This is a genomic window from Chitinophaga niabensis, from assembly GCF_039545795.1.
In the GTDB taxonomy this organism is placed as follows: domain Bacteria; phylum Bacteroidota; class Bacteroidia; order Chitinophagales; family Chitinophagaceae; genus Chitinophaga; species Chitinophaga niabensis_B.
The window spans coordinates 1,949,679-1,969,880 of sequence record NZ_CP154260.1 but is presented as its reverse complement, the minus strand read 5'-3'; the positions used below and the strand labels follow the sequence as shown (position 1 = coordinate 1,969,880).

At 46.0% G+C, this 20,202-nt stretch carries 16 protein-coding genes; 8 read left to right on the top strand and 8 right to left on the bottom strand.

Features of this window, described 5'->3' with window-relative positions; genetic code table 11:
* Nucleotides 1-13 precede the first annotated feature (13 nt).
* Nucleotides 14-403: a VOC family protein gene (locus tag AAHN97_RS07925; RefSeq protein ID WP_343307030.1), complete on the top strand. Its 390-nt coding sequence runs from the start codon at nucleotides 14-16 to the stop codon at nucleotides 401-403.
* A gap of 41 nt (nucleotides 404-444) precedes the next feature.
* Here AAHN97_RS07925 and AAHN97_RS07920 read toward each other — a convergent pair whose 3' ends face one another.
* Entirely contained in the window at nucleotides 445-2,835 is a 2,391-nt protein-coding gene (locus tag AAHN97_RS07920) for a TonB-dependent receptor (RefSeq protein ID WP_343307028.1), read from the bottom strand.
* Nucleotides 2,836-3,019: 184 nt separating this feature from the next.
* Here AAHN97_RS07920 and AAHN97_RS07915 point away from each other — a divergent pair, with 184 nt between their 5' ends.
* Nucleotides 3,020-4,060, top strand: coding sequence for an NAD(P)-dependent alcohol dehydrogenase (locus AAHN97_RS07915; protein ID WP_343307027.1), 1,041 nt, complete (start codon nucleotides 3,020-3,022; stop codon nucleotides 4,058-4,060).
* 11 nt (nucleotides 4,061-4,071) lie between these two features.
* Nucleotides 4,072-4,980 (top strand): helix-turn-helix domain-containing protein, encoded by a 909-nt coding sequence (locus AAHN97_RS07910; RefSeq protein ID WP_343307026.1) that lies wholly within the window; start codon nucleotides 4,072-4,074, stop codon nucleotides 4,978-4,980.
* A gap of 24 nt (nucleotides 4,981-5,004) precedes the next feature.
* Here the strand turns inward: AAHN97_RS07910 and AAHN97_RS07905 are convergent, their stop codons facing one another.
* From AAHN97_RS07905 to AAHN97_RS07895, 3 genes are read right to left on the bottom strand one after another with little or no spacing between them, the layout of a single operon-like run.
* Nucleotides 5,005-6,060, bottom strand: coding sequence for a Gfo/Idh/MocA family protein (locus AAHN97_RS07905; RefSeq protein WP_343307025.1), 1,056 nt, complete (start codon nucleotides 6,058-6,060; stop codon nucleotides 5,005-5,007).
* A gap of 20 nt (nucleotides 6,061-6,080) precedes the next feature.
* The gene (locus AAHN97_RS07900; RefSeq protein ID WP_343307024.1) at nucleotides 6,081-7,553 is read right to left on the bottom strand and encodes a sodium:solute symporter family protein; all 1,473 of its coding nucleotides are present in this window, start codon (nucleotides 7,551-7,553) and stop codon (nucleotides 6,081-6,083) included.
* 25 nt (nucleotides 7,554-7,578) lie between these two features.
* Nucleotides 7,579-8,712 carry a RidA family protein gene (locus tag AAHN97_RS07895; protein ID WP_343307023.1) on the bottom strand — a complete coding sequence of 378 codons (1,134 nt, stop codon included), beginning with the start codon at nucleotides 8,710-8,712 and terminating at the stop codon, nucleotides 7,579-7,581.
* Between the two features lie 651 nt (nucleotides 8,713-9,363).
* Here AAHN97_RS07895 and AAHN97_RS07890 point away from each other — a divergent pair.
* The 5 genes from AAHN97_RS07890 to AAHN97_RS07870 all read left to right on the top strand — a co-directional run bounded on the left by AAHN97_RS07890 (nucleotide 9,364) and on the right by AAHN97_RS07870 (nucleotide 13,101).
* Nucleotides 9,364-9,846, top strand: a complete 483-nt coding sequence (locus tag AAHN97_RS07890; RefSeq protein WP_343307021.1) for a hypothetical protein — start codon at nucleotides 9,364-9,366, stop codon at nucleotides 9,844-9,846.
* A gap of 90 nt (nucleotides 9,847-9,936) precedes the next feature.
* On the top strand, nucleotides 9,937-11,283 hold the full coding sequence (locus AAHN97_RS07885) for an alkaline phosphatase family protein (protein ID WP_343307020.1): 1,347 nt from the start codon (nucleotides 9,937-9,939) through the stop codon (nucleotides 11,281-11,283).
* 141 nt (nucleotides 11,284-11,424) lie between these two features.
* On the top strand, nucleotides 11,425-11,658 hold the full coding sequence (locus tag AAHN97_RS07880; RefSeq protein ID WP_343307019.1) for a thioredoxin family protein: 234 nt from the start codon (nucleotides 11,425-11,427) through the stop codon (nucleotides 11,656-11,658).
* Between the two features lie 17 nt (nucleotides 11,659-11,675).
* Complete coding sequence (locus AAHN97_RS07875; RefSeq protein ID WP_343307018.1) at nucleotides 11,676-12,155, top strand: cupin domain-containing protein; 480 nt, start codon at nucleotides 11,676-11,678, stop codon at nucleotides 12,153-12,155.
* A 49-nt stretch (nucleotides 12,156-12,204) separates the two neighbouring features.
* The gene (locus AAHN97_RS07870) at nucleotides 12,205-13,101 is read left to right on the top strand and encodes a dihydrodipicolinate synthase family protein (protein WP_343307017.1); all 897 of its coding nucleotides are present in this window, start codon (nucleotides 12,205-12,207) and stop codon (nucleotides 13,099-13,101) included.
* A 30-nt stretch (nucleotides 13,102-13,131) separates the two neighbouring features.
* Here AAHN97_RS07870 and AAHN97_RS07865 read toward each other — a convergent pair whose 3' ends face one another.
* Genes AAHN97_RS07865 through AAHN97_RS07850 form a run of 4 tightly spaced genes read right to left on the bottom strand, consistent with a single transcriptional unit; the run spans nucleotide 13,132 to nucleotide 20,126 of the window.
* Nucleotides 13,132-14,550: a PLP-dependent aminotransferase family protein gene (locus tag AAHN97_RS07865; RefSeq protein WP_343307016.1), complete on the bottom strand. Its 1,419-nt coding sequence runs from the start codon at nucleotides 14,548-14,550 to the stop codon at nucleotides 13,132-13,134.
* Between the two features lie 53 nt (nucleotides 14,551-14,603).
* Nucleotides 14,604-15,725 carry a Gfo/Idh/MocA family protein gene (locus AAHN97_RS07860; RefSeq protein WP_343307015.1) on the bottom strand — a complete coding sequence of 374 codons (1,122 nt, stop codon included), beginning with the start codon at nucleotides 15,723-15,725 and terminating at the stop codon, nucleotides 14,604-14,606.
* Nucleotides 15,726-15,742: 17 nt separating this feature from the next.
* Nucleotides 15,743-16,603: a sugar phosphate isomerase/epimerase family protein gene (locus AAHN97_RS07855; RefSeq protein ID WP_343307014.1), complete on the bottom strand. Its 861-nt coding sequence runs from the start codon at nucleotides 16,601-16,603 to the stop codon at nucleotides 15,743-15,745.
* Nucleotides 16,604-16,610: 7 nt separating this feature from the next.
* A complete protein-coding gene (locus AAHN97_RS07850; protein ID WP_343307013.1) occupies nucleotides 16,611-20,126 on the bottom strand; it encodes a PVC-type heme-binding CxxCH protein in 3,516 nt (1,171 codons plus the stop codon).
* Nucleotides 20,127-20,202: the final 76 nt, after the last annotated feature.

Sequence of the window (20,202 nt, the reverse complement as noted above, 5' to 3'; positions counted from 1 at the left end):
AAACACCATAGTTATGAAAACAAAAATGGTCTGGGCCAATCTCCCGGTAAAAGACATAGAGCGCACCAATGAATTTTTCCTGGCGCTGGGTTTTACACCCAATGGCGACAGAACAGCTGAAATAGTCAGCTTTATTATTGCGGAGAATAAATTCATCATTAATTTCTTCCAGGAAGAACAATTTAAAACGGCTACGGAAAGCGCTATACCAGATACAAAGAAAAGTGCCGAAATAATTTTCAGCCTTTCTGCAGAAAGCAGAGAGGAAGTGAATGAATGGGCGCAGAAAGTAAAAAAAGCCGGCGGCACTGTATTCTCTGAAGCGCAGGAGATCCAGGGCAACATGTATAACATGGCTTTTGCAGATCCGGATGGGCACCGCTGGAATGTATTATACTGCTGATAAATTAAAAAAGGCAGACCGTGATGGTCTGCCTTTTTTCTTTAGAATTTGAAAGCTGCACTCGCCACAAAATTCGCCGGCTTCTGCGGGTTCACAGACCAATAACCTGTGTAATAAGTTTCGTCAGTTATGTTATTAACATTCACCGATACCCTGAACTTCTTCGCGTTATAGAACACGCCTCCGTTCAGCACTGCATAAGATGGTAGATCAAAAGTACCTGTTTTGCTGTTATCGATCACCCTGTAAGTACTACCATAGTTTCCACCAAGGCCAAGACCAAAGTTCTTTAGCACACCATTCGTAAACTTATAGGTAGCCCATACGTTGGCGAGGTTCTGAGGCCCCTGGCCACCAGGACTTCTACCCACTTCAGCATAAAAATAATCAGGAGGAGTTCCGCCTTCAATCACCTTTATCTGGTTATAGCTATAACCTGCAATCAGGTTAAGCCCCGGGCAGGGATTCGCATTGAGATCAAACTCAATCCCTTTGCTGCGCACAGCACCGATCTGGCGGCTATCGCCATTAGGGTCAGCAGGAATAACCCTGTCACTTACTTTAATATTGTATACAGAAACAGTAGCCTGTAATTTATCGTTCAGCAAATTCGCTTTCACACCACCTTCCCATTGATTGGCACGTTCAGGTTTAAATGACCTTGTACCTATCTTTTGATCATTCTCGTCATGTACATCCTGCGGAGCCACATTGATGAACGCATTCATATAGTTTGCGAAGATAGATACCTTATCAAGGATAGGTTGATACACCACACCAAACTTAGGAGACAAGGCAAATTGCGAGAAATTATCTTTGGAATCAAAATAATCAGCCCTTAAGCTCACCATCATTGCCAGAGCAGGCGTAAGGTTCAAAACGTTGGAAAAATAAGCAGCATAAGAACCGTTTTTTATTTGACTGAACTGTGTTCCGGAAGCAGCTAACAGCGTATCAATTGAATACCTGTTTAAAGGTACAGGCGCAGGATACGGATCAACGGCCATTACATCACCCTGTGGTGAAATATTCCTTCCGGTTACCCATCCTGAACCATTGTCTTTAATATTACGGTGATAATAATCCAGACCCACTACTAAACGGTTCCGCATGTTACCGATCTTGAAATCGCCATTGAAGTTCTGCTGGATATCGATAGTTTGTATGGTCTGGTCTTCGTTGTGGAAGTCCTGCCCGAACCAATTATCTCCTGTCGTATAATCCCATATATAAGTATAGATCCCGTCAGACTTTGTTCTGCCATAGGAAACCACCGTTTGGGAACTCCACTGCTGAGATAATTTATACAGCATTTGCGCCTGCACATTGGTGCGGGGATTTTTGATCGTAAGATCATTGCTGGTGAAAGATAGTTTGTTATTGAGGTTCAGCTCCTGCAGGTTTTTATATTCAAGAGGATTTAACCTGTCTGAATGGAAAAAGATCGCTGGTGCAGCTTTCTTCTCATTCAGTACTTCCACCAACAGGTGAAACGACAGCCTGTTGTTCACTTCATAAACAAAAGAAGGTGCGATGTAAAAAGATTTCCTTTCACCTGCATCCTGGAAACTGCCTTCTGTATGCAAAGCAGCATTTACGCGCATAGCGATCTTCTTCGTTTTACTCAAAGGGGTGTTTACATCTACCGTTAACCTGTGCAGATCAAAGCTGCCGATGTTGTATGCTACTTCGCCACCAAAATTGTAGTAAGGTTTTTTGGTGATGGTATTGATAATACCGCCATAACTGTAAAAGCTGCCCCCGAACAATGTGCCGGAGGGGCCTTTCATTACCTGTATTTCTTCTACACCTGCAGGATCCAGGTTACCGCTTGTTAAACCAGGTAAACCATTGATCAGAACAGGCTGTGCATCAAAACCCCTCAGGGCGAAATAAGAAGCACCATCATTTGCCCTGCCTGTAGATTCCCAGGTTCTTGTGATACCGGGAACGTTCCGCAAAGCATCGTCGAAACTGGTGATTCCCTGCTGCTTCATGATCTCGGAAGAAACGGCATTATATACCTGGGGATTCTCCAGGTTCTTTAGCGGCATTTTAGCCGTACTCCTGCTTTCCCTTCTGGAAGCTTTATCTGCTACAATCACTTCATGCAATTGCGCAGCATTCGCATTCAGTACAAAATCCGCTGTAGCCGTCTGGCCCGCCACAACCGTTACTGCCTGGTCCTGCGCAATGGCATCCACAGCAGATATCTTCAACGTCCAGTTACCTGGCTTTACGTTCTTAATTATGTATTCGCCTTTCTCATTACTGATAGCACCCTTGTTGGTGCGGTCTATCCTTACAGTTACATAAGCACCCGGCTGACCATCGCTGGTAATGAGTTTACCTTTAACAGACCCGGTGGCTTGCGCAAAAAGTGCTGTAACAGAGAATAGGAAAGAGATAAGAAAAAGTAGCCTTTTGATCATCAGATTGAACTATTTAAGCTGCAAAATTGGGCTGACAAAAAAGGAACCGTTTTCGCAATGCGGAAATTCTTTGATCAAAAGGGGAAAATGACGTTAACATGACCATGATGGCTTACCTCATTTTGGATACAGGTATAAGGGATATGGCTACTTTTATCTTCCTGCACTACAGCACCTTTGCTGTATGATACAATCAAAAGGATATGCCGCTCAGTCGGTCGAAACAGATTTAGCCCCCTGGGATTTTGAACGCCGGGAAGTGGGCGCGCATGATGTACTGATAGACATCCTGTATTGTGGCGTATGCCATTCTGATCTCCATGCCATTAAAAACGACTGGTTCCCCGGGATCTTCCCCATGGTGCCTGGTCATGAGATAGTTGGCAGGATCCGCCAGGCGGGGGCACACGTCAAAAAGTTCAAAACCGGCGAACTGGTAGGTGTTAGTGTGATGGTAGATGCCTGCCTGGAATGTGAGAACTGCCGCAACCACAAGGAACAATTTTGCCCAACAGGGGTGCAAACGTATAATTTCATTGGTAAAGACGGCCTGCCCACTTATGGTGGCTACGCAAACAATATTGTGGTACGGGAGGAATTTGTACTCAGGGTTTCCGAAAAACTCCCCCTTGCAGGCATAGCCCCTTTGCTTTGTGCCGGTATCACCACTTATTCTCCTTTACGTAACTGGAAAGTAGGCAAAGGCCATAAACTGGCAGTAGTGGGCCTTGGCGGTTTAGGGCATATGGCAGTGAAATTCGGTGTAGCCTTTGGCGCAGAGGTTACCATCCTCAGTACCTCCGAGTCCAAAAGAGAAGATGCAATGTCCCTCGGCGCACATCACTTTGTGGTGACCAAAGATCCTGCACAACTGGATGCCGTGAAGTCGTCTTTTGATTTCATTCTCGATACCGTTTCCGCTCCGCATGATATCAATCTCTACCTTTCCCTGTTAAAGACAAATGGTGTGCACATTTGTGTTGGGGCACCGGCAGAACCTTATGTGATCCCTCCATTTGGTATTATAGCCGGGAACAAAGTAGTAGCAGGTTCCGGCGTTGGCGGATTAGATCAGCTCCAGGAAATGCTGGACTATTGTGCAGAAAACAACATTGTTTCCGATGTAGAGATCATAGATATAAAAGATATCCATACAGCTTTTGAACGAATGCTGAAAGGGGATGTGCGTTACCGCTTTGTGATAGATGTGGCCACAATTGGTTAAATTTGAAAGACATGAAAAAAGATCCGCACAGAATATCCATTTCGGAAGTACACCGCATCCTGGAAGTTCCCGGCCCTGCGCATCCGCTGATAAGCGTGGTGGATTTTGACGATGTGAAATGTTATATGAGTGATAGCCTGGGTACTGTAGCGTATGATTTTTACTGTATCTCCATCAAAAAGAACTTTTCAGGTAAGATGAAATACGGCCAGCGCTATTATGATTTTGACAATGGCATTATGACCTTCTTCTCTCCGGGGCAGGTGATCACTACCGAAACGGATCCAAACCTTCGCCTGGAAGGATGGTGGCTGCTCCTGCACCCCAGCTTCCTCAAAGGTTATCCCCTGGCCAAAAACATCAGGGAATACGGCTTCTTCTCCTATGCCGTAAATGAGGCACTGCACCTTTCCGAAAAAGAAGAAGATACCCTTACCGGCATTATCAGGAATATACAACAGGAATACAACTCCCCCATTGATAACTACAGCCAGAATGTGATCGTTTCGCAGATAGCCGTATTACTTAATTACTGCGACCGGTTCTATAACAGGCAGTTCATCACCCGCAAGAATGCCAACAATGACCTGCTGGCGCAGCTGGAAGAATTACTGGCTGATTACTTCAATGGCGACCAGGTAAGCCTGCAAGGTCTTCCTACAGTACAATACATTTCCGAGCAGCTGCATGTTTCCCCCAACTACCTGAGCGACATGTTACGTTCTGTTACCGGTATGAATACCCAGCAGCATATCCATCATCAATTGATTGAAAAGGCAAAGGAAATATTGTCTACCACCTCTTTGTCTGTGAGTGAAATAGCCTATAGCCTGGGCTTTGAGCATCCACAGTCCTTTAATAAGTTATTCAAGAACAAAACAAATACATCTCCGCTGGCGTTCAGGAACTCGTTTAATTAAATAATCCTTTTTATTATAAAAGCCTCACAAAGGCAACTTCACCAGCTGCCCCGTTCTCGCACTTTCATATATCGCCGTTACTATCTCTACCGACTTACGCCCCTCTCTCCCATCTACCAATGGTTGCCCACCTGTTCTGATAGCATGGATGAGGTCCTCCATCTGGTACTGATGCCCCGCATAACTGATTGCTTTAGGATCTGCTGCACCACCCGTAGAAGTATGTTCGCCAGTGATGGCATTTTTAATCCTTAGATCCTCCGGTGTTTCGTTCTCCAGCTCCCACTTCAGCAAACTGCTTTCTTCCATGATGATAGTACCCGCCGTGCCTGTGATCTCCAAACGTTTTAACGCTCCGGGATAAGCTGCTGTAGAACATTCTATAGTACCCAGCGCTCCGCTGGCAAACCGTACAATAGCAGTGACCGTATCTTCCACCTCAATCTCTTTGTGCCGCCTGTTAGCCGTCATGGCCTGTACCGCTTCCACAGGCCCCATGTACCATTGCAACAGGTCCACCGAATGGATCCCCTGGTTCATCAATGCCCCGCCACCATCAAACTGCCAGGTCCCACGCCATTGTGCACTTTGATAATATGCTTCACTCCTGCTCCATTTTACATCCACATCGCCAAATACTATTGGCCCGCATCTGCCGGCATCCATGGCTTCCCTGATGTGCCTGCTCGCTTCATGAAACCGGGAAGGGAACACCACCGCTACTATCACACCTGCTTTTTCTGCAGCCTCGATGATCATGTCACAACGCTCCGGTGTAATTTCCAGCGGTTTTTCTATCAGACAATGTTTACCGGCCTCTATGGCCTTCAACGCAGGTTCCATATGTATGCCGGATGGCGTGCAGATGCAAACGATGTCGATCTCAGGATCGTTCACCATCTCTTCCAGTGTATCAAACACTTTACAGGGATGTTCTTCAGCAAACGCAACAGCTTTGTTCCTGTTGATACTGTAGATCCCTGCCAGCTTCGCTCCGCTGATCGCGGCTATCGCTTTGGCATGTATGCCGGAAATAGCACCGGCGCCAACAATACCAAAACCAAATTCAGTTTTATGCATATGTAATAGCTTTTTCATCATCAACTGTCCTCTTTAATTGAATCAAGCAACACCTCCGCCTCCGGTTTAACTTTCCCGGCCACGAAAAACCCTGCCGAGATATAAATAACCAGTGATACAGAAATAGGCGCGGCCAGCCCTACAGCCATATTATCCGGCAACAGGAGTTTAGTGGCAACAAATGTAAGCAGCCCTCCGCTGATAGACAATAAAGCCGCTGCACTCCCGCTTCGTCTGAAAGCCGGCAACAGCCCCAGGATCATCGGCACTGCCGTAGGTCCGATAAGTGAAGAGAACCAGCTGATGATCAATCCCAGCACACCTCCAAAAGAGCCGGATTCAAAAGCAATGATGAGGGTACATAATACAAACAGGAAAGTAGTAAGCCTTGCCATCACCAGCATTTTCTTCGGCTGAAAATTCTTTGCCTTTTTATAGAACACCGGTAATATATCTCTTGTGATCACCGCAGAAATAGTATTCGCATCCGCCGCTGTCATGGCCAGAGTATTCCCGAACATAGAAGCCAGCAGCAGACCAAGGAGTCCGTGCGGCAGGAATTTTAGTGCCATTAATGCATAAGACTGGGTGGGATCGGGAAGATCTTTCAGGAAAACCGGCGCAGCGAACATTGGAAAAAACAGTACCAGTGGCCATATGAGAAATAATAACGTAGAAAGGCCGGCCGCTTTCCGTGCATCCGAACCTGAAGGGGATGAAATGAAACGCGTAGCGAAATGCCAGGTACCGCCACTGAAACTGAAAAAGCAGATCACCATAAACGAGATAGCAAGCAAAGGAGAATAAGGTCCGTTAAACATAGCACTATGCGAAGGTGGCAACCGGTCCCACATGGTAAAGATCCCTGAAAAACCATCCTCAAGCTGCGTCAGCACCATCACCAGCATAAAGATCCCTGCCACAAACTGTATCATAAAAGAAGCAAGATCGTTCACTACATCTGCCCACAAACCACCCAGCGTAATATAAAAGATGCTGATCATTCCTGTTACTGCAATACCCGTACTAATAGGAAGCCCCGTAAATGCATTTAACAGGATACCAATAGATGCCCATTTTGCACCCACGTCAAATAGTTTAATAATAACACCCGTCCATGCCATCACCTGCTGCGTAGGTAAGTTATAACGGGCTGCCAGGTATTCTGTGGGGGATTGAATATTCGTTTTAGTTCTCAGTCTTGCCCAGCGCGGAGCAATCAGGAAAGTAGTACCCACCATCGCAATGGCAATACTCAGTGCCCACCAGATATACAGCGTAAAACCATAATTGTAGGCAATAGCCGCATAAGCCACAAACACGGCCCCGCTATAGCCGGATACATGATGTGAAATACCTGAAAGCCACCATGGCAGCTTACCTCCGGCAGTATAAAAATCGGCGGAAGATTTGATCTTTGTATATCCCCAGATCCCCATCATAATAAGAAGCAAAAAATATCCTGCCAGTACGAAATAATCGACTTTTTCCATGTACGTTTTGGTTGTTATTGAAGGGTTAGGGTTGTACGCCTATCATATCTATCAGTATCTGGCTGCCATCCGGGCCATTTTGACTAAGTAAGCCCTTAGTGGCTGCAGGCGGCCGTTTAGGATTGTAATATTTCTTTCGTATATCCGTCAGCGCGGTACTGATCTCATTACTTGATACATAATAAAGTGCCTTAGCAAGATGTTCCAGGTCACTTCCGCATTGCTTCATCCTGTCTTTTAATGTATCAAAAGCCGTCTGCAATTGCGTTTGTATATCATTGCCCTGACCGTATATGCCGGAGAGATAGATCTTTTTACCATGGTTGATCCGGCATACTTTTGAATACACGGGGGAAGGGGTTACACCGGGAGGTGTGAGGTATTCAATTGACGAAGTATTCCCTGCAGGAGCAGGTGATGCGGCAATCAGTTCAATCTCTACTAATGGTTTTTTACTGTTCCATCCTGTATACACTACAGGTGGCATCGGACTTCCGGAAAAGAATGCCTTCACTTCCTGTTCCACCAAACCCGTACTGTCCACCGGATGCACAAAAGCCCTTACCTGAACAATATGTTCTTTATTCAGTCCGAGGAATTTCAGTGTACTGAGCAACTGCTGCATGGTATTAGCGGTAGCTTCCGGCAACCGGCCATCTGCGGCCATTCCTGAAATGAATACCATGCCGCCTTTAGGCAATACGCCCACCTGCGGAGAACGCACTACCCTGCCATCAGGTAAAGCAGCAACCGCCACAGCATCCATTGCCAGCAGTACCCCGGGATGCAGTAATTTGCCAACAATGAAACTTACTGCAGGCTCCTTCCCTTTCGCAAACCGTTTCACAATCTGTTCCTTCACCAATGGTACAATATCCGCTGAGGTCACACTAACATTTAGTTTGATAATGTCTTTACTTTTTGAGCGCGCCTCTTCCAATACCCGCGAAAGATTGCTGAAAACCTGGTTGATCTGCTGCAGGGGATCATCTTTCCCGATCAATTTCCCGGCGCCATTCAGTGGCAGTATGAGAGCAGTATGTGCTAAAGGCGCAGGATCCACGATCACAGCACCGGTAACGTACCTCAAAGTTTGAGCAGAGCATACCGTATAAACGACCAATAAAAGGCCCGATAAGAGCAAGATTCTTTTTTTCATTGTTGATTTTGTGTTGACCGCCGGAAGAACCCGGCAGCGGGATATTTGACCACTCACATATGATTCATGCTTTCTGTCAGGCATATACTTCGTATGCATAACCAGCCAATATTGTTAATTATATCTGTTTTCCATCTATTAACGGGCACGTACCCGAAAGATAGCCTTTTTTTAATAAATAAAAGACTTTTAATGAAATTAGCCGGGAGGTAACAGGTTCAAAAAAAGAGACCCACGCATAACGCAGGCCTCTGACAAACCGGGTTTCCAAACATAATTAGTTAAAAATGTCAGGGAGACTGCATATGGAAGAAGATGCCTGCATATAACCAAACAGGCAACGGGATAATAACAATAAAAGCTTTCGCCGCCTTATACAGGCGTGAAAAAACAGCGGGTTCTGCCATATTTCAAAAGTGTAAGCGCTATAACTGCAGTGGGTTACAATAAGGTTTCCATCTGGCACTCATGCCTGCTCATCTGCAACGAAATTAATACGCCACACTGAAATATTACTGCAATCGCATTTATCAGGAAGCCACTCCCATATCCAAAGGAGTACCTTCCTTGTACTATCCTATACCCGATATTCGCTTGACATAGGCTTAAGATACGTATTGATATGTGAGATCTTTGTTTTATCTTAGTGATATGGCAGTATCTGAACATAACGTCATCACAAAAGGCGCCACCGGCACCTTCGGCAAACAGATCGTCTTCCGCCAGCGGAACGGCAAAACTGTGATGTGTAAACCTCCCTGCAAGTACCCTCCTAAAACCGCTACGCAAATAGCCAACCAGGAGCGCTTCAAAAGGGCTAACGACTTCGCGAAAGCCGCGGTCAAAGACCCGGAGAAGAAGGCGTATTATAAATCCATCGCCAAGCCTCACCAGACAGCATTCAACGCAGCTTTCCAGGATGCTTATAATAAACCGGAAGTAGAAGTGCGTGTGGAAAAAGAAACAGTGATCGTTAAAACAAAAGGCAAACACCGTATTAAAAAAGTAACCGTAGGAACGGCACATGCCATCTTCAAAAACAACCGCTGGGAATATCCACTCCGGGAAAAAGTCTTCACGGTTGAAGTACACGATATAGCAGGAAATATCTGCACAAAAGAATTGCAGATATAGCAAAACTTAACCCAAACTTCATCCACTCCTCCCTATAAAATCCGGAAATTCGCGCCCGGGCTTTTATGCCTGTAAAAACATACGCTCAATATGAAAAAAACGCTCATCGCGCTCTGCGCTTTTACACTGTGTATAATCACAGCCAAAGCCCAGGATGCTCATGTGATCCTTATCAGTATCGATGGTTTAAGACCTGAATTTTATAAAGACCCATCATGGAACATGGTGAACCTCCGGCAAGCCATGGAAGAAGGCGCTTATGCAGATGGTGTGGATGGCGTATTCCCCACCGTCACCTACCCTTCCCACACCACCATGATCACCGGCGTAAAACCATTAAAGCATGGTATATTTTACAATACCCCCTCAGAACCACAGGGCGTAACCGGAAACTGGATCTGGCAATACAGCAACATCAAAGTACCCACACTCTTCAGTCTCGCAAAAGATAAAGGTTTAAAAACAGCTTCCGTTTTCTGGCCTGTTTCCGTTGGCTCTCCCGCCACTTACAACATTCCTGAATTCTGGTACCTGCCAAAAGAAAAAGGCGGAGAACGCATCATGGCACAGGCATTAAAAGAAAACGCCAATCCTCCCGGCCTCTTCGAAGAACTGGAACAAAACGCAACAGGCAAACTGGAAGAACTCGATTTTAATGGCGACTACCTGGGTATAGACGATAATCTCGCCCGCATGAGCAGTTACCTTATCCGAAAATACAAACCTTCTTTCCTCGCTGTACACCTCGTAACAGTAGATCACTTTGAACATGAAGAAGGTCGTGATGGCCCTAAAGTAAGAGCAGCCATCGCAGGAGTAGACAGAGCTGTAAAAAGTATCCGCGAAGCAGTGGAAAAAGCAGGCATCCTGGCAAATACTACCTTCATCGTTACCGGTGATCATGGTTTTGTAGATATCCACACCGCCATTGCACCCAATGTACTGCTCGCCAAAGCAGGATTATATGATCCAAAGCAACCGGAAAACTGGAAAGCCTATTTCCATGCTGCGGGTGGTGGCGCATTCCTGCAACTGAAAGACAAGAACGATAAACAGACCAAGGAGAAAGTACTGCAACTACTCAATGCGCTTACACCACAACAGAAAAAAACCTTCATCATCAAAACCCGCGAAGAACTGGATGCCGTTGGAGCAGATGCCACCGCGGCATTTGGCATTGCCGCACAACAAGGCTTTACTTTCAGTACCACAGCCACAGGAGATTTCATGCGCGCCACCAAAGGAGGCACCCATGGTTTCTTCCCTGACTTTAAAGAGATCCAGACAGGTTTTGTAGCCTTTGGTAAAGGCATCAAAAAAGGAACGGTGATCCCGCAGATGGGCCTGGTAGATATTGCACCGCTGATCAGCAAAATCCTGAAGCTGGACCTGCCAGCCGGAGATGGATTGTTGTATGAGGGGTTATTGACGAAGTAAGATACAGTAATACGAAGCCGCATAGATCGAAAGGTCTATGCGGCTTTTTTTATGCCAGTTTTCGCCAATAAATAACAAAACTGGATCAGCCAGCAATTAGGCATCCTTACTAATTTTACATTGAACTTAAAAACAATAACAATGAAAAAATCAGTTTTTTATCATGCAGGTTGCCCCGTTTGTGTAAGCGCAGAGCAAGACATCATTCAATTAATTGGAGCTTCCCATGTAGAAGTAGTGCACCTGGGTGAAGACAAAAGCCGCATAGCTGAAGCTGAAAAGGCAGGGATCAGATCAGTACCGGCCTTAGTAACACCGAACGGAAATGTATTACACATCAATTTTGGGGCATCTATAGCAGATGTAAAAGGATAACCTAAAACAACAAAATCATGGCAACAACAGAAACAATTCAGGCAGAACAAAAGCAATTCAGCTCAAAAGACTTCCATCAGACCTTTGCCAGACCTACTTATGTGAAACCTACACATCTCGTTCACAGGAACGTGGAAAAAGCGGGTGAACATAACCAGTTCTCAGCTGAACGTAAACACCCGGTATTCTTTGTAGATCTGCCAAGTAAAAATGTAAGTATGACGATCGGTGGTTTACTCCCAGGTCAGTTGACCAATAAACATCGTCACACTTATGAAACAGTGTTATATGTATTGGAAGGAAAAGGTTACACAGAAATTGAAGGAGAGAAAGTGGAGTGGCAGAAAGGTGATGCCGTTTACATTCCTTCCTGGGCCTGGCACAGGCACCAGAACCTGAGTGATGCTGAACCGGCAAAATACATCGCCTGTGAAAATGCACCGCAACTGCAGAACCTGGGGGTGGCACTTCGTGAAGAAGAAGGAAGAGATCTTTAGTAAAAAGTCCCCTTCACCGGGGACTTTCCATTATTTAAAAAAAGCAAGCATGAAAAATATTCCGTTTAAAGGGATCATCGCATACCCTATTACTCCCTTTAACAACAACGAACAGGTGGATCTGCCATTGTTCAAAAACCTGGTAGAGCGGCTGGTGGTTTCCGGCTCACATGGCATTGCTCCTTTGGGCAGCACCGGCGTATTGCCTTATCTTTCCGACAGCGAAAAAGAAGCCGTTACAGAAGCTACTATTCAGCAGGTGGCGAACCGTGTACCTACCTTAGTGGGTGTTTCCAACCTTACTACTGAAAGGACCATTTACCACGCAAAATTTGCTGAAAAAGCAGGTGCTACCGCAGTGATGATCATCCCCATGAGCTATTGGAAACTGACGGATGATGAGATTGTAAAACACTATGATGCCGTTGCTTCCAAAATATCCATTCCAATTATGGCATATAACAATCCGGCCACCGGCGGTGTGGATATGTCTCCGGCCTTATTAAAGCGGCTGCTGGAGATCCCCAACATCACTATGATCAAAGAAAGCACCGGTGATGTACAGCGCATGCATTATTTAAAAAGGGAATTAGGTGAGGACGTGGCATTCTATAATGGTTCCAACCCTTTGGCACTTGCTGCCTTTGCAGCCGGAGCTACCGGCTGGTGCACAGCTGCGCCCAATCTTATTCCCGAACTTAATATTCAACTCTACAATGCCGTAAAGAATAATGATTTTACAGCTGCGCAGGATGTTTTCTATAAGCAGGTGGACTTATTGAAATTTATTGTGGCTAAAGGTTTGCCGAGAGCTATCAAAGCTGGTTTACACCTATTGGGAGAAGATGGCGGTTATCTGCGAACCCCATTGGAACCTTTAACTGCCGGTGAGGTAAGTGAACTGGAACAGATCCTCTCTTTCACCAATGAAGAAGTAAATGTTTGAACAGAGATCACTGCTCTACGGGCAGTGATCTTAACTCTGCAGAAAAGCAGCCAGCGCCTTTATCCCCTCCTTCAACTGCTCTTCCGAAAGGGCCCCATAACCAAGCCGTATCCCGTTAACCGGCTTTTCATGACTGAAACTATCTGACGTAATGATCTGAATACCTTTTGCGCCCATTTGTTCTGATAACTTCGGCCAGTTTATCTTCTTATCAGGTACTATCCAGAATGCCAGGCCACCCTCCGGTACAGTAAAGGATGCTTTACCCTTCAACTGTTTCTGCAACTGTAATGCCGCAAAATCCCTCTTCTGTTTGTAATACTGGGAAGCCTTTTTGATATGCCGTTTAATGGTCCCGTCTTTAATGAGTTGCAGTACCGCCTGTTCCATGATGGTATCGCCCTGTACGTCAATGATCTTCCGCAGCTCTCCCACTTCCCTGATCAGGGAATGGTCTTTAGTGACCAGGTATCCTATCCGTAAGGCAGGGGCCACCACTTTGCTCAATGTGCCTATATAAATATAGTTTTCCAGTTCCCGGTATCCGGATAAGGGATGGATGGGACGGTAGCCAAAATGGAATTCATTATCGTAATCATCCTCAATGATCCTGAACCCATGGCTGTTTGAAAGTTTGATCAGTTCCAGCCTTCTTTGCAGGCTTAATGTTACTGTGGTGGGATATTGCCGGTGCGGCGTAGTATAGATGGCTTTGATCTTTTTGTGCGACTTCAGGTGTGCTATTACATCTTCAATAACTAAGCCCTCTTCATCCACTCTCACAGGCAACAGCTTCGCTCCTGCTTTTTCAAATGCTTTCCAGGCAGGTTTATAACCCGGGTTTTCGATCATCACATAATCATCCTTTTTGAACAGGCATTGTGCGATCAGGTACATCGCCATCTGGCTTCCCCTTGTCATACATACATCCTTTTCACTGACCTGCATATGCCGCTGATGATTGAGCATCTGGGCAATCTCCCTCCGGAACTCCCCATCCCCAAATTCATCACCATAAGCCATCAGCTGCCATCTTCCCTTTCGGTTGAAGATCTGTCGGTAGGACCTTGCCAGCTCAGCAATAGGCGCTATTTTAGTACAGGGATGCCCATCATCAAACTTAATACGGTACGTATTTTCAGGTATTGCTATAGCAACAGGCGCAGGCGGCCCCGGATCTTTGAAGCGTGGCAGCTTATCTGCTACAAAAGTGCCCCGGCGTTCCTTAGACACCAGCCAGCCTTCTGTCAGCAACACATCCAATGCTTCTGTTACCGTATTCCGGTTTACTGCCAGCAGTGTGGCCAGGTTACGGCTTCCGGGTAATGCATCGCCTCCCTTCAGCCGGCCGGAATGAATATCTCCTATGATCGCATCAGCGATCTGCAGATAGATCGCTTTTTCGGACTTTTCATCCAGGTGTATTTCAATCTTCCAGGGTCTTAACATCTGGACTACATAGTTTTATGAAAAAAGCATCAACCAGGTAGTCCAAAGATAGATCATTTCTGCTCAAAAGTAAACGCCGGCAGATCAATCCTCAGCCCGCCCTGCATCGCAGATTCATGTGCCAAGATGCCCACACAGGTAATATTCGCAGACTGCACCGCGTTAGGATAAGGCGAACGCTTCTGCACCAATGCACTAACAAATTCATGCACCAGGTGAGGATGCGAACCTCCATGCCCTGCACCCTGTGTGAACGACAGATGCTGATGATCATCTGTATCATACACCCCTTTGGTCGTGAAGCGCTGTATAGGTTCTGGCAACAGGCGGGCATAATCAGGAGAATGTACCTCTTCCGGAATTTCCGGTTCTGGTTTCCCGCCTGTATGTACTACCAGTGCTTTTCCTTCAATCAATGGCCACTCTACGGATTTAAGCGAACCGTATACTTCAAAACTTTCCCTGTATTGCCTTGCCGTATCAAAAAGAGAACGGTAGATGTGCGCACTGATATCTGAATTCCGGAATTTGATATGTGTGCTTTCTATCGCAAAAGGAGAATTATAATATTGATGGAGTTCTTTATTGATCTCTCCAGAGCCGAAACAGGAAACATACTCCGCTTCTGCCCTCGTTAAAGCCAATACAGGTCCTACGCAATGGGTGGCATAATACATAGGAGGAAGACCGGGCCAGTAGTTAGGCCATCCATTCATATCCTGCTGGTGGCTGGCTTTCAGGAACTGTACCCTGCCCAGTTCGCCTTTATCATACAACTCCTTCATAAAAAGGAATTCACGCGCATATACCACTGTTTCCATCATCATATAGGTAAGGCCCGTTTGCTTCACCAGTTCAACTATCTGCCGGCATTCTTCTACAGTAGTGGCCATAGGCACCGTACAGGCTACATGTTTTCCGGCCTTTAAGGCTTTAATGGATTGTATGGCATGATCGGGAATAGGCGTATTAATGTGTACAGCATGAACAGCAGGATCTTTCAGCAGTTCATCATAATCAGTATATCTTTTCTCCACGCCCCAGGCATCTCCTACCTCATTTAACTTTTCTTCATTACGCTGGCAGATAGCGTACATATTCACATCAGGATGACGTTGATAGATCGGAATGAACTCCGCACCGAAACCCAAACCTACAATAGCAATATTGATCATAAGAATTAGTTTTAATTTTATTTAGCCCAGTCTTTCAAAAAACGAAGACCTTCTGTAGCAAAACCATCCTGGCTTTCAGCCATGGGATGCCAGAAACATACGGCACCCGCCAGTTCCTGGTTGGCCGGTGTAAAGCTTTCTATGGTTACCGTGCCTGTATAATTAATCGCTTCCAGGCCTCTGCGATAAGCCCACCAGGGAGTTTGCCCTGTTCCCGGTGTACCCCTGTAATTTTCTGAAACTTGCAGGTGGATCAACAGATCTCCGGCTGTAACGATCGCCTGTTCCACATCTCTTTCTTCAATGCTCATATGAAAACCGTCCAGCATGATACCTGCGGCGGGATGTTGGATATCTTTCACCAGGCGCAGTACATCTTCCGCAGTATTCACCAGGTCTGATTCAAAGCGGTTGAGTGGTTCTAAGGCAATCCTGAGCCCCCGGGCTGCAGCCATATCGCAAACAATACGCAGGTTCTGCACTGCAAGGTCCCATTCCTTTTTACGTTGTTCAGGAGGTACCATCCTTGCCTTGCCTACGGCTGAATACATAGGGCCGCCAAAGAAATCAGTACCCAATGCCACACAAATATCCAGGCAGGCAGCGATATAGGTAAAACAGTTCTGATGCACTGCCGGATCTTCATGTGTAAGATCACGCGAAGGCCCGAAAGCACCACAGATATTAGCTTTCAGGTTGTATTTTACGAGTGCTTCCTGTACTGCTTTTACATCAATCAGCGCAGGATCTTCAACTGCTATTTCCACCACATCAAATCCCATCTCTGCAATCTTCGGGAACAATTCGTGAATAGCGGCTGTGGAAAAGGGAGACGTCCACAGCCAGGTACTCACACCAAATCTAACGGGTAAAGCCATATGATATTTACTTTGTAACTCTTAAGATGCCATTCATAATACGCCAGTGTCCGGGGAATGTACAGATGTAGGGATAATCTCCGGGAGTAGATGGTATTTTAAATGTAGCCGTGAACTTACCTCCGGGATTCACGAGCGGGGTAGACAGTAACACCTCAGGCATTTTAGGCACATATTGCATTTTCACGCCATTAGGGTCCTGTGCCAGTTTATCTGCTGCCGCGCCTACTTTCTCTTTCGTATTAGGTTTCACCAGCAGGAAGTTGTGCTGCATAAAGTCTGTGTTCTGGAATACGAATTGAATGGTGATGCCCGCTTTCACGGTGATCAGTTGCTGATCGTATTTCATCACATCTTTGATCACTTTCACAACAATGGTACGGTCTATTTTAACATCCTTATCCGTTGCAGCAGCTGCAGATGGCAGACCAGCCAGTGTTTCCAGTCTTGCGTTCGTTAAGTTCGCATTGAGGAAGAAAAGGCTATCCGGGTAGTCTGCTACCCTGTCATCTCCCTTACTGTTATCATACCCTACTCTTAATGGCAGGCTGAGTTCCTTTTTAAATAAACCTGCAGCCTTAGCAGTACCTGCTTCTTTATCATTAATGATCAGCCGCATGGTACCGTTCTTTTGCAGACCGGCTTTATAAGAAAAACCGGAAGGCAATTCCCCGGTGCTCACAGCTGCCTGGGCTTTACCATCCTGGTTCACCACAAAATGCATTTTATTGTTCAGCACATATAAACCATAACCATTGGTTTTGTTACCCTGTGCAGCCACCACTCCGTTCAATGCAGCTCCCTGCCTTGTTTCTATATTACCGGAAAGCATCAATTCCTTCTCTGCTACCTCAGGTGTTGGTGCATCTCCACCCTGCCCTGGCCGCACTCTTCTCAAAGAGATGCTATTCAATCGCTCTCCGAAAGCAAGACGTTGTGCTACAGATGCCTGTATCAATGCAGGGTTTTCATTCAAACCTCTTTTGCGGAACGCTGCCCTGAATGTTTCCTGGTTCAGTTTGCCCGAAATAGTGAGCGCCTGTTTTAACCAGGTATCATCTGTATTCTCTTCCTGCTCTGCCATATTCACCAGTACATTCCCGATCGCTGCGGAAGGTTTCATTTCTGTAGTAGCCAGCACTGCAGCCAGGCGTACTCTCAGGTCTTTATCCTCAAACAGCTTAGCTTTCTGTATGGCCAGGAAAGTAGCAGGCGTAGCTGGCAATACCTGTATAGCCGCTCTGCGCACACCACTGGAAGGATGATTCAATGCTCCAACAGCAACAGCTAATGCCTGGGGATTTGTTCCATCCAATGCCTGTAACCCTTTCAATGTCCATAAAGCATGTATAGCCGGAGCATTGATGCCGGCACCATCCAGTTCTTTATCCTGCACTATCTTATACAACGCAGGTAATACTGCTTTACTCTTATTCTCTATCAGCAAACGTTGTGCAGTAAGGCGCCAGAACATATTATCACTGGAAAGCGCTTTAAGCAATCCTTCCGTATCGTTTTTACTGAGTTTAAGCGTATTCTTCTGATCGTTGTTTTTGTTGTAAATGCGGTAGATGCGTCCACGCTCATGGTCCCGCAGAGGATTGATGTAGGCATTTCCTTTTCCGTTCTCTGCCTTATAACCTCCCCAGTCAGGAGCAGGTGTAGGGTTATGCTGGATAATGAAATCGTACCAGTCAGTCACCCACAAAGCACCATCAGGGCCCACTTCGGCCTGAATAGGCCCGGCCCATTCATCTGCACTCACCAGCATATTCCAGTCATCTCCATCTTCTTTAAAACCGGCACCTGCTTGTTTCAATACATGTTTGTGGATCAAACGTCCTGTAGGCTCTGTTACAAAAGCAATCCTGTTCCAGTATTCCTGCGGGAAAGTTCTGGCTGTATAAAGGCTATGCCCCGCAGCAGCAGTAAAACCACCAAACACATCCACCTGCCTGAGATTCTTTGTGGCCACGTGCATGGCATAGTGTGCATCGATCTTTTCCACACCAGCGGAACGCAGCTTTGCCTTTTCAAAATACCGGTTGGGGATGCCCATGAAACCACTGTGGGTATTATTCGCAGTGGAAATGAACACATCAAACTCTTCAGAGAAACCCAGCCCCCAGGTATTGTTACTGGTGGAAGAAATGTATTCCAGTCCTTTACCATCCGGATCAAAACGGTACACACCCTGGCTGAAACGCAAAGAATCCTTTCCACTCTTTCCTTTAAATCCTGAGTATCCTACAACACCCCATATCTTATTATCAACACCATAGCGAAGGTTAGAGGCCTGTGCATGTGTATCACTTTTGCCCCATCCATGCACCATCGGCTGCCGGACATCTGCTTTATCATCACCGTTTGTATCTTTTAAGAAAACGAAAGAAGGCGCCTGGCTCACAATAATACCCCCATTCACAAATGTGAAGCTGGTAGGGATGTTCAGCTTATCAGCAAAGATGGTGAACTTGTCTGCCTTACCATCTCCATCTGTATCCTCACAGATCTTGATGCGGTCATCTCCTGCATCATCATTTTTTATTTCATTCGGATAATCCACAGTTTCTATCACCCATAAACGCCCCTTTTCATCCCAGTTCATGTAAATGGGATTAACAATATCCGGCTCTGCCGCAAACAGCTGTAATCCAAAACCAACCGGCACCTGTATGAGCGACATTGATTCTTCCGGCGTCAAAGGCAATTGCACCTTGGGAGCGGGATTCCGTTTTTCATAATTGGGTACGGGGCCATCCACATAAGTAGGTTGTGCTATTTTGAAAGATGCAAGGTTAGCCCTCGCTTCATCTCCCACTGCCCACAGGATACCATTCTTCACCAATGCCAGAAAACCCGGGTTATTAAAGGTATTATCATCATGCCCGTATGCCGTATAAAACACACGGCCTTTACCATAGGGCCTAACCCAGGTATAAGGTTCATGGTGTGTTCCTTCCACCCGCTCAGAAAGCACTTCTATATTTTTACTGATCTTATCGTGCACATACGTTTCATCTTTCGTCACAAAAGCCGTGATGCCCTTCATCACCGGATGTTCCGGTTTCAGGATCACTGCAGGAAAGGAATCGTATTTATGGCTTTTGAATTGCCCGCCTATCATTTCCACCACCTCCGGAGAATTGCGGAAGCAATAGGAAGCGCTGTGCAAAGGAATAAATCCCTTTCCGCTGCGCACAAAGTTCAACAGCGCGGTTTCCTGCGGTTTGGTAATAGAATCGTGATTGGCGTATAGGATCAGGCCATCGTACCATTTCAGGTTGGCCTCATTGAGATCATTGGGATCGGTGGTATAAGATATATTGATACCATCCTTAAAATATTCCTTCAGGAAGATATCCGCCAGTTTTTCACTGTCGTGATGTTTGCTCTTATGACCCAGGAATAATATCTCCAGGCGGCGGGGCACATCCGAAGAATATTGCTTTCCGGCGCTGATAAATAATAATGGTGCAATGATGAGGCACACACTTGCGGTGAAGTTAAACTTCCATAACATGGCAGTAAGTTGAATTTGTTACCACCAAGGTAGACAGGAATTCGCCCAATTCCTTCTCGGATTATATCCAAAAATG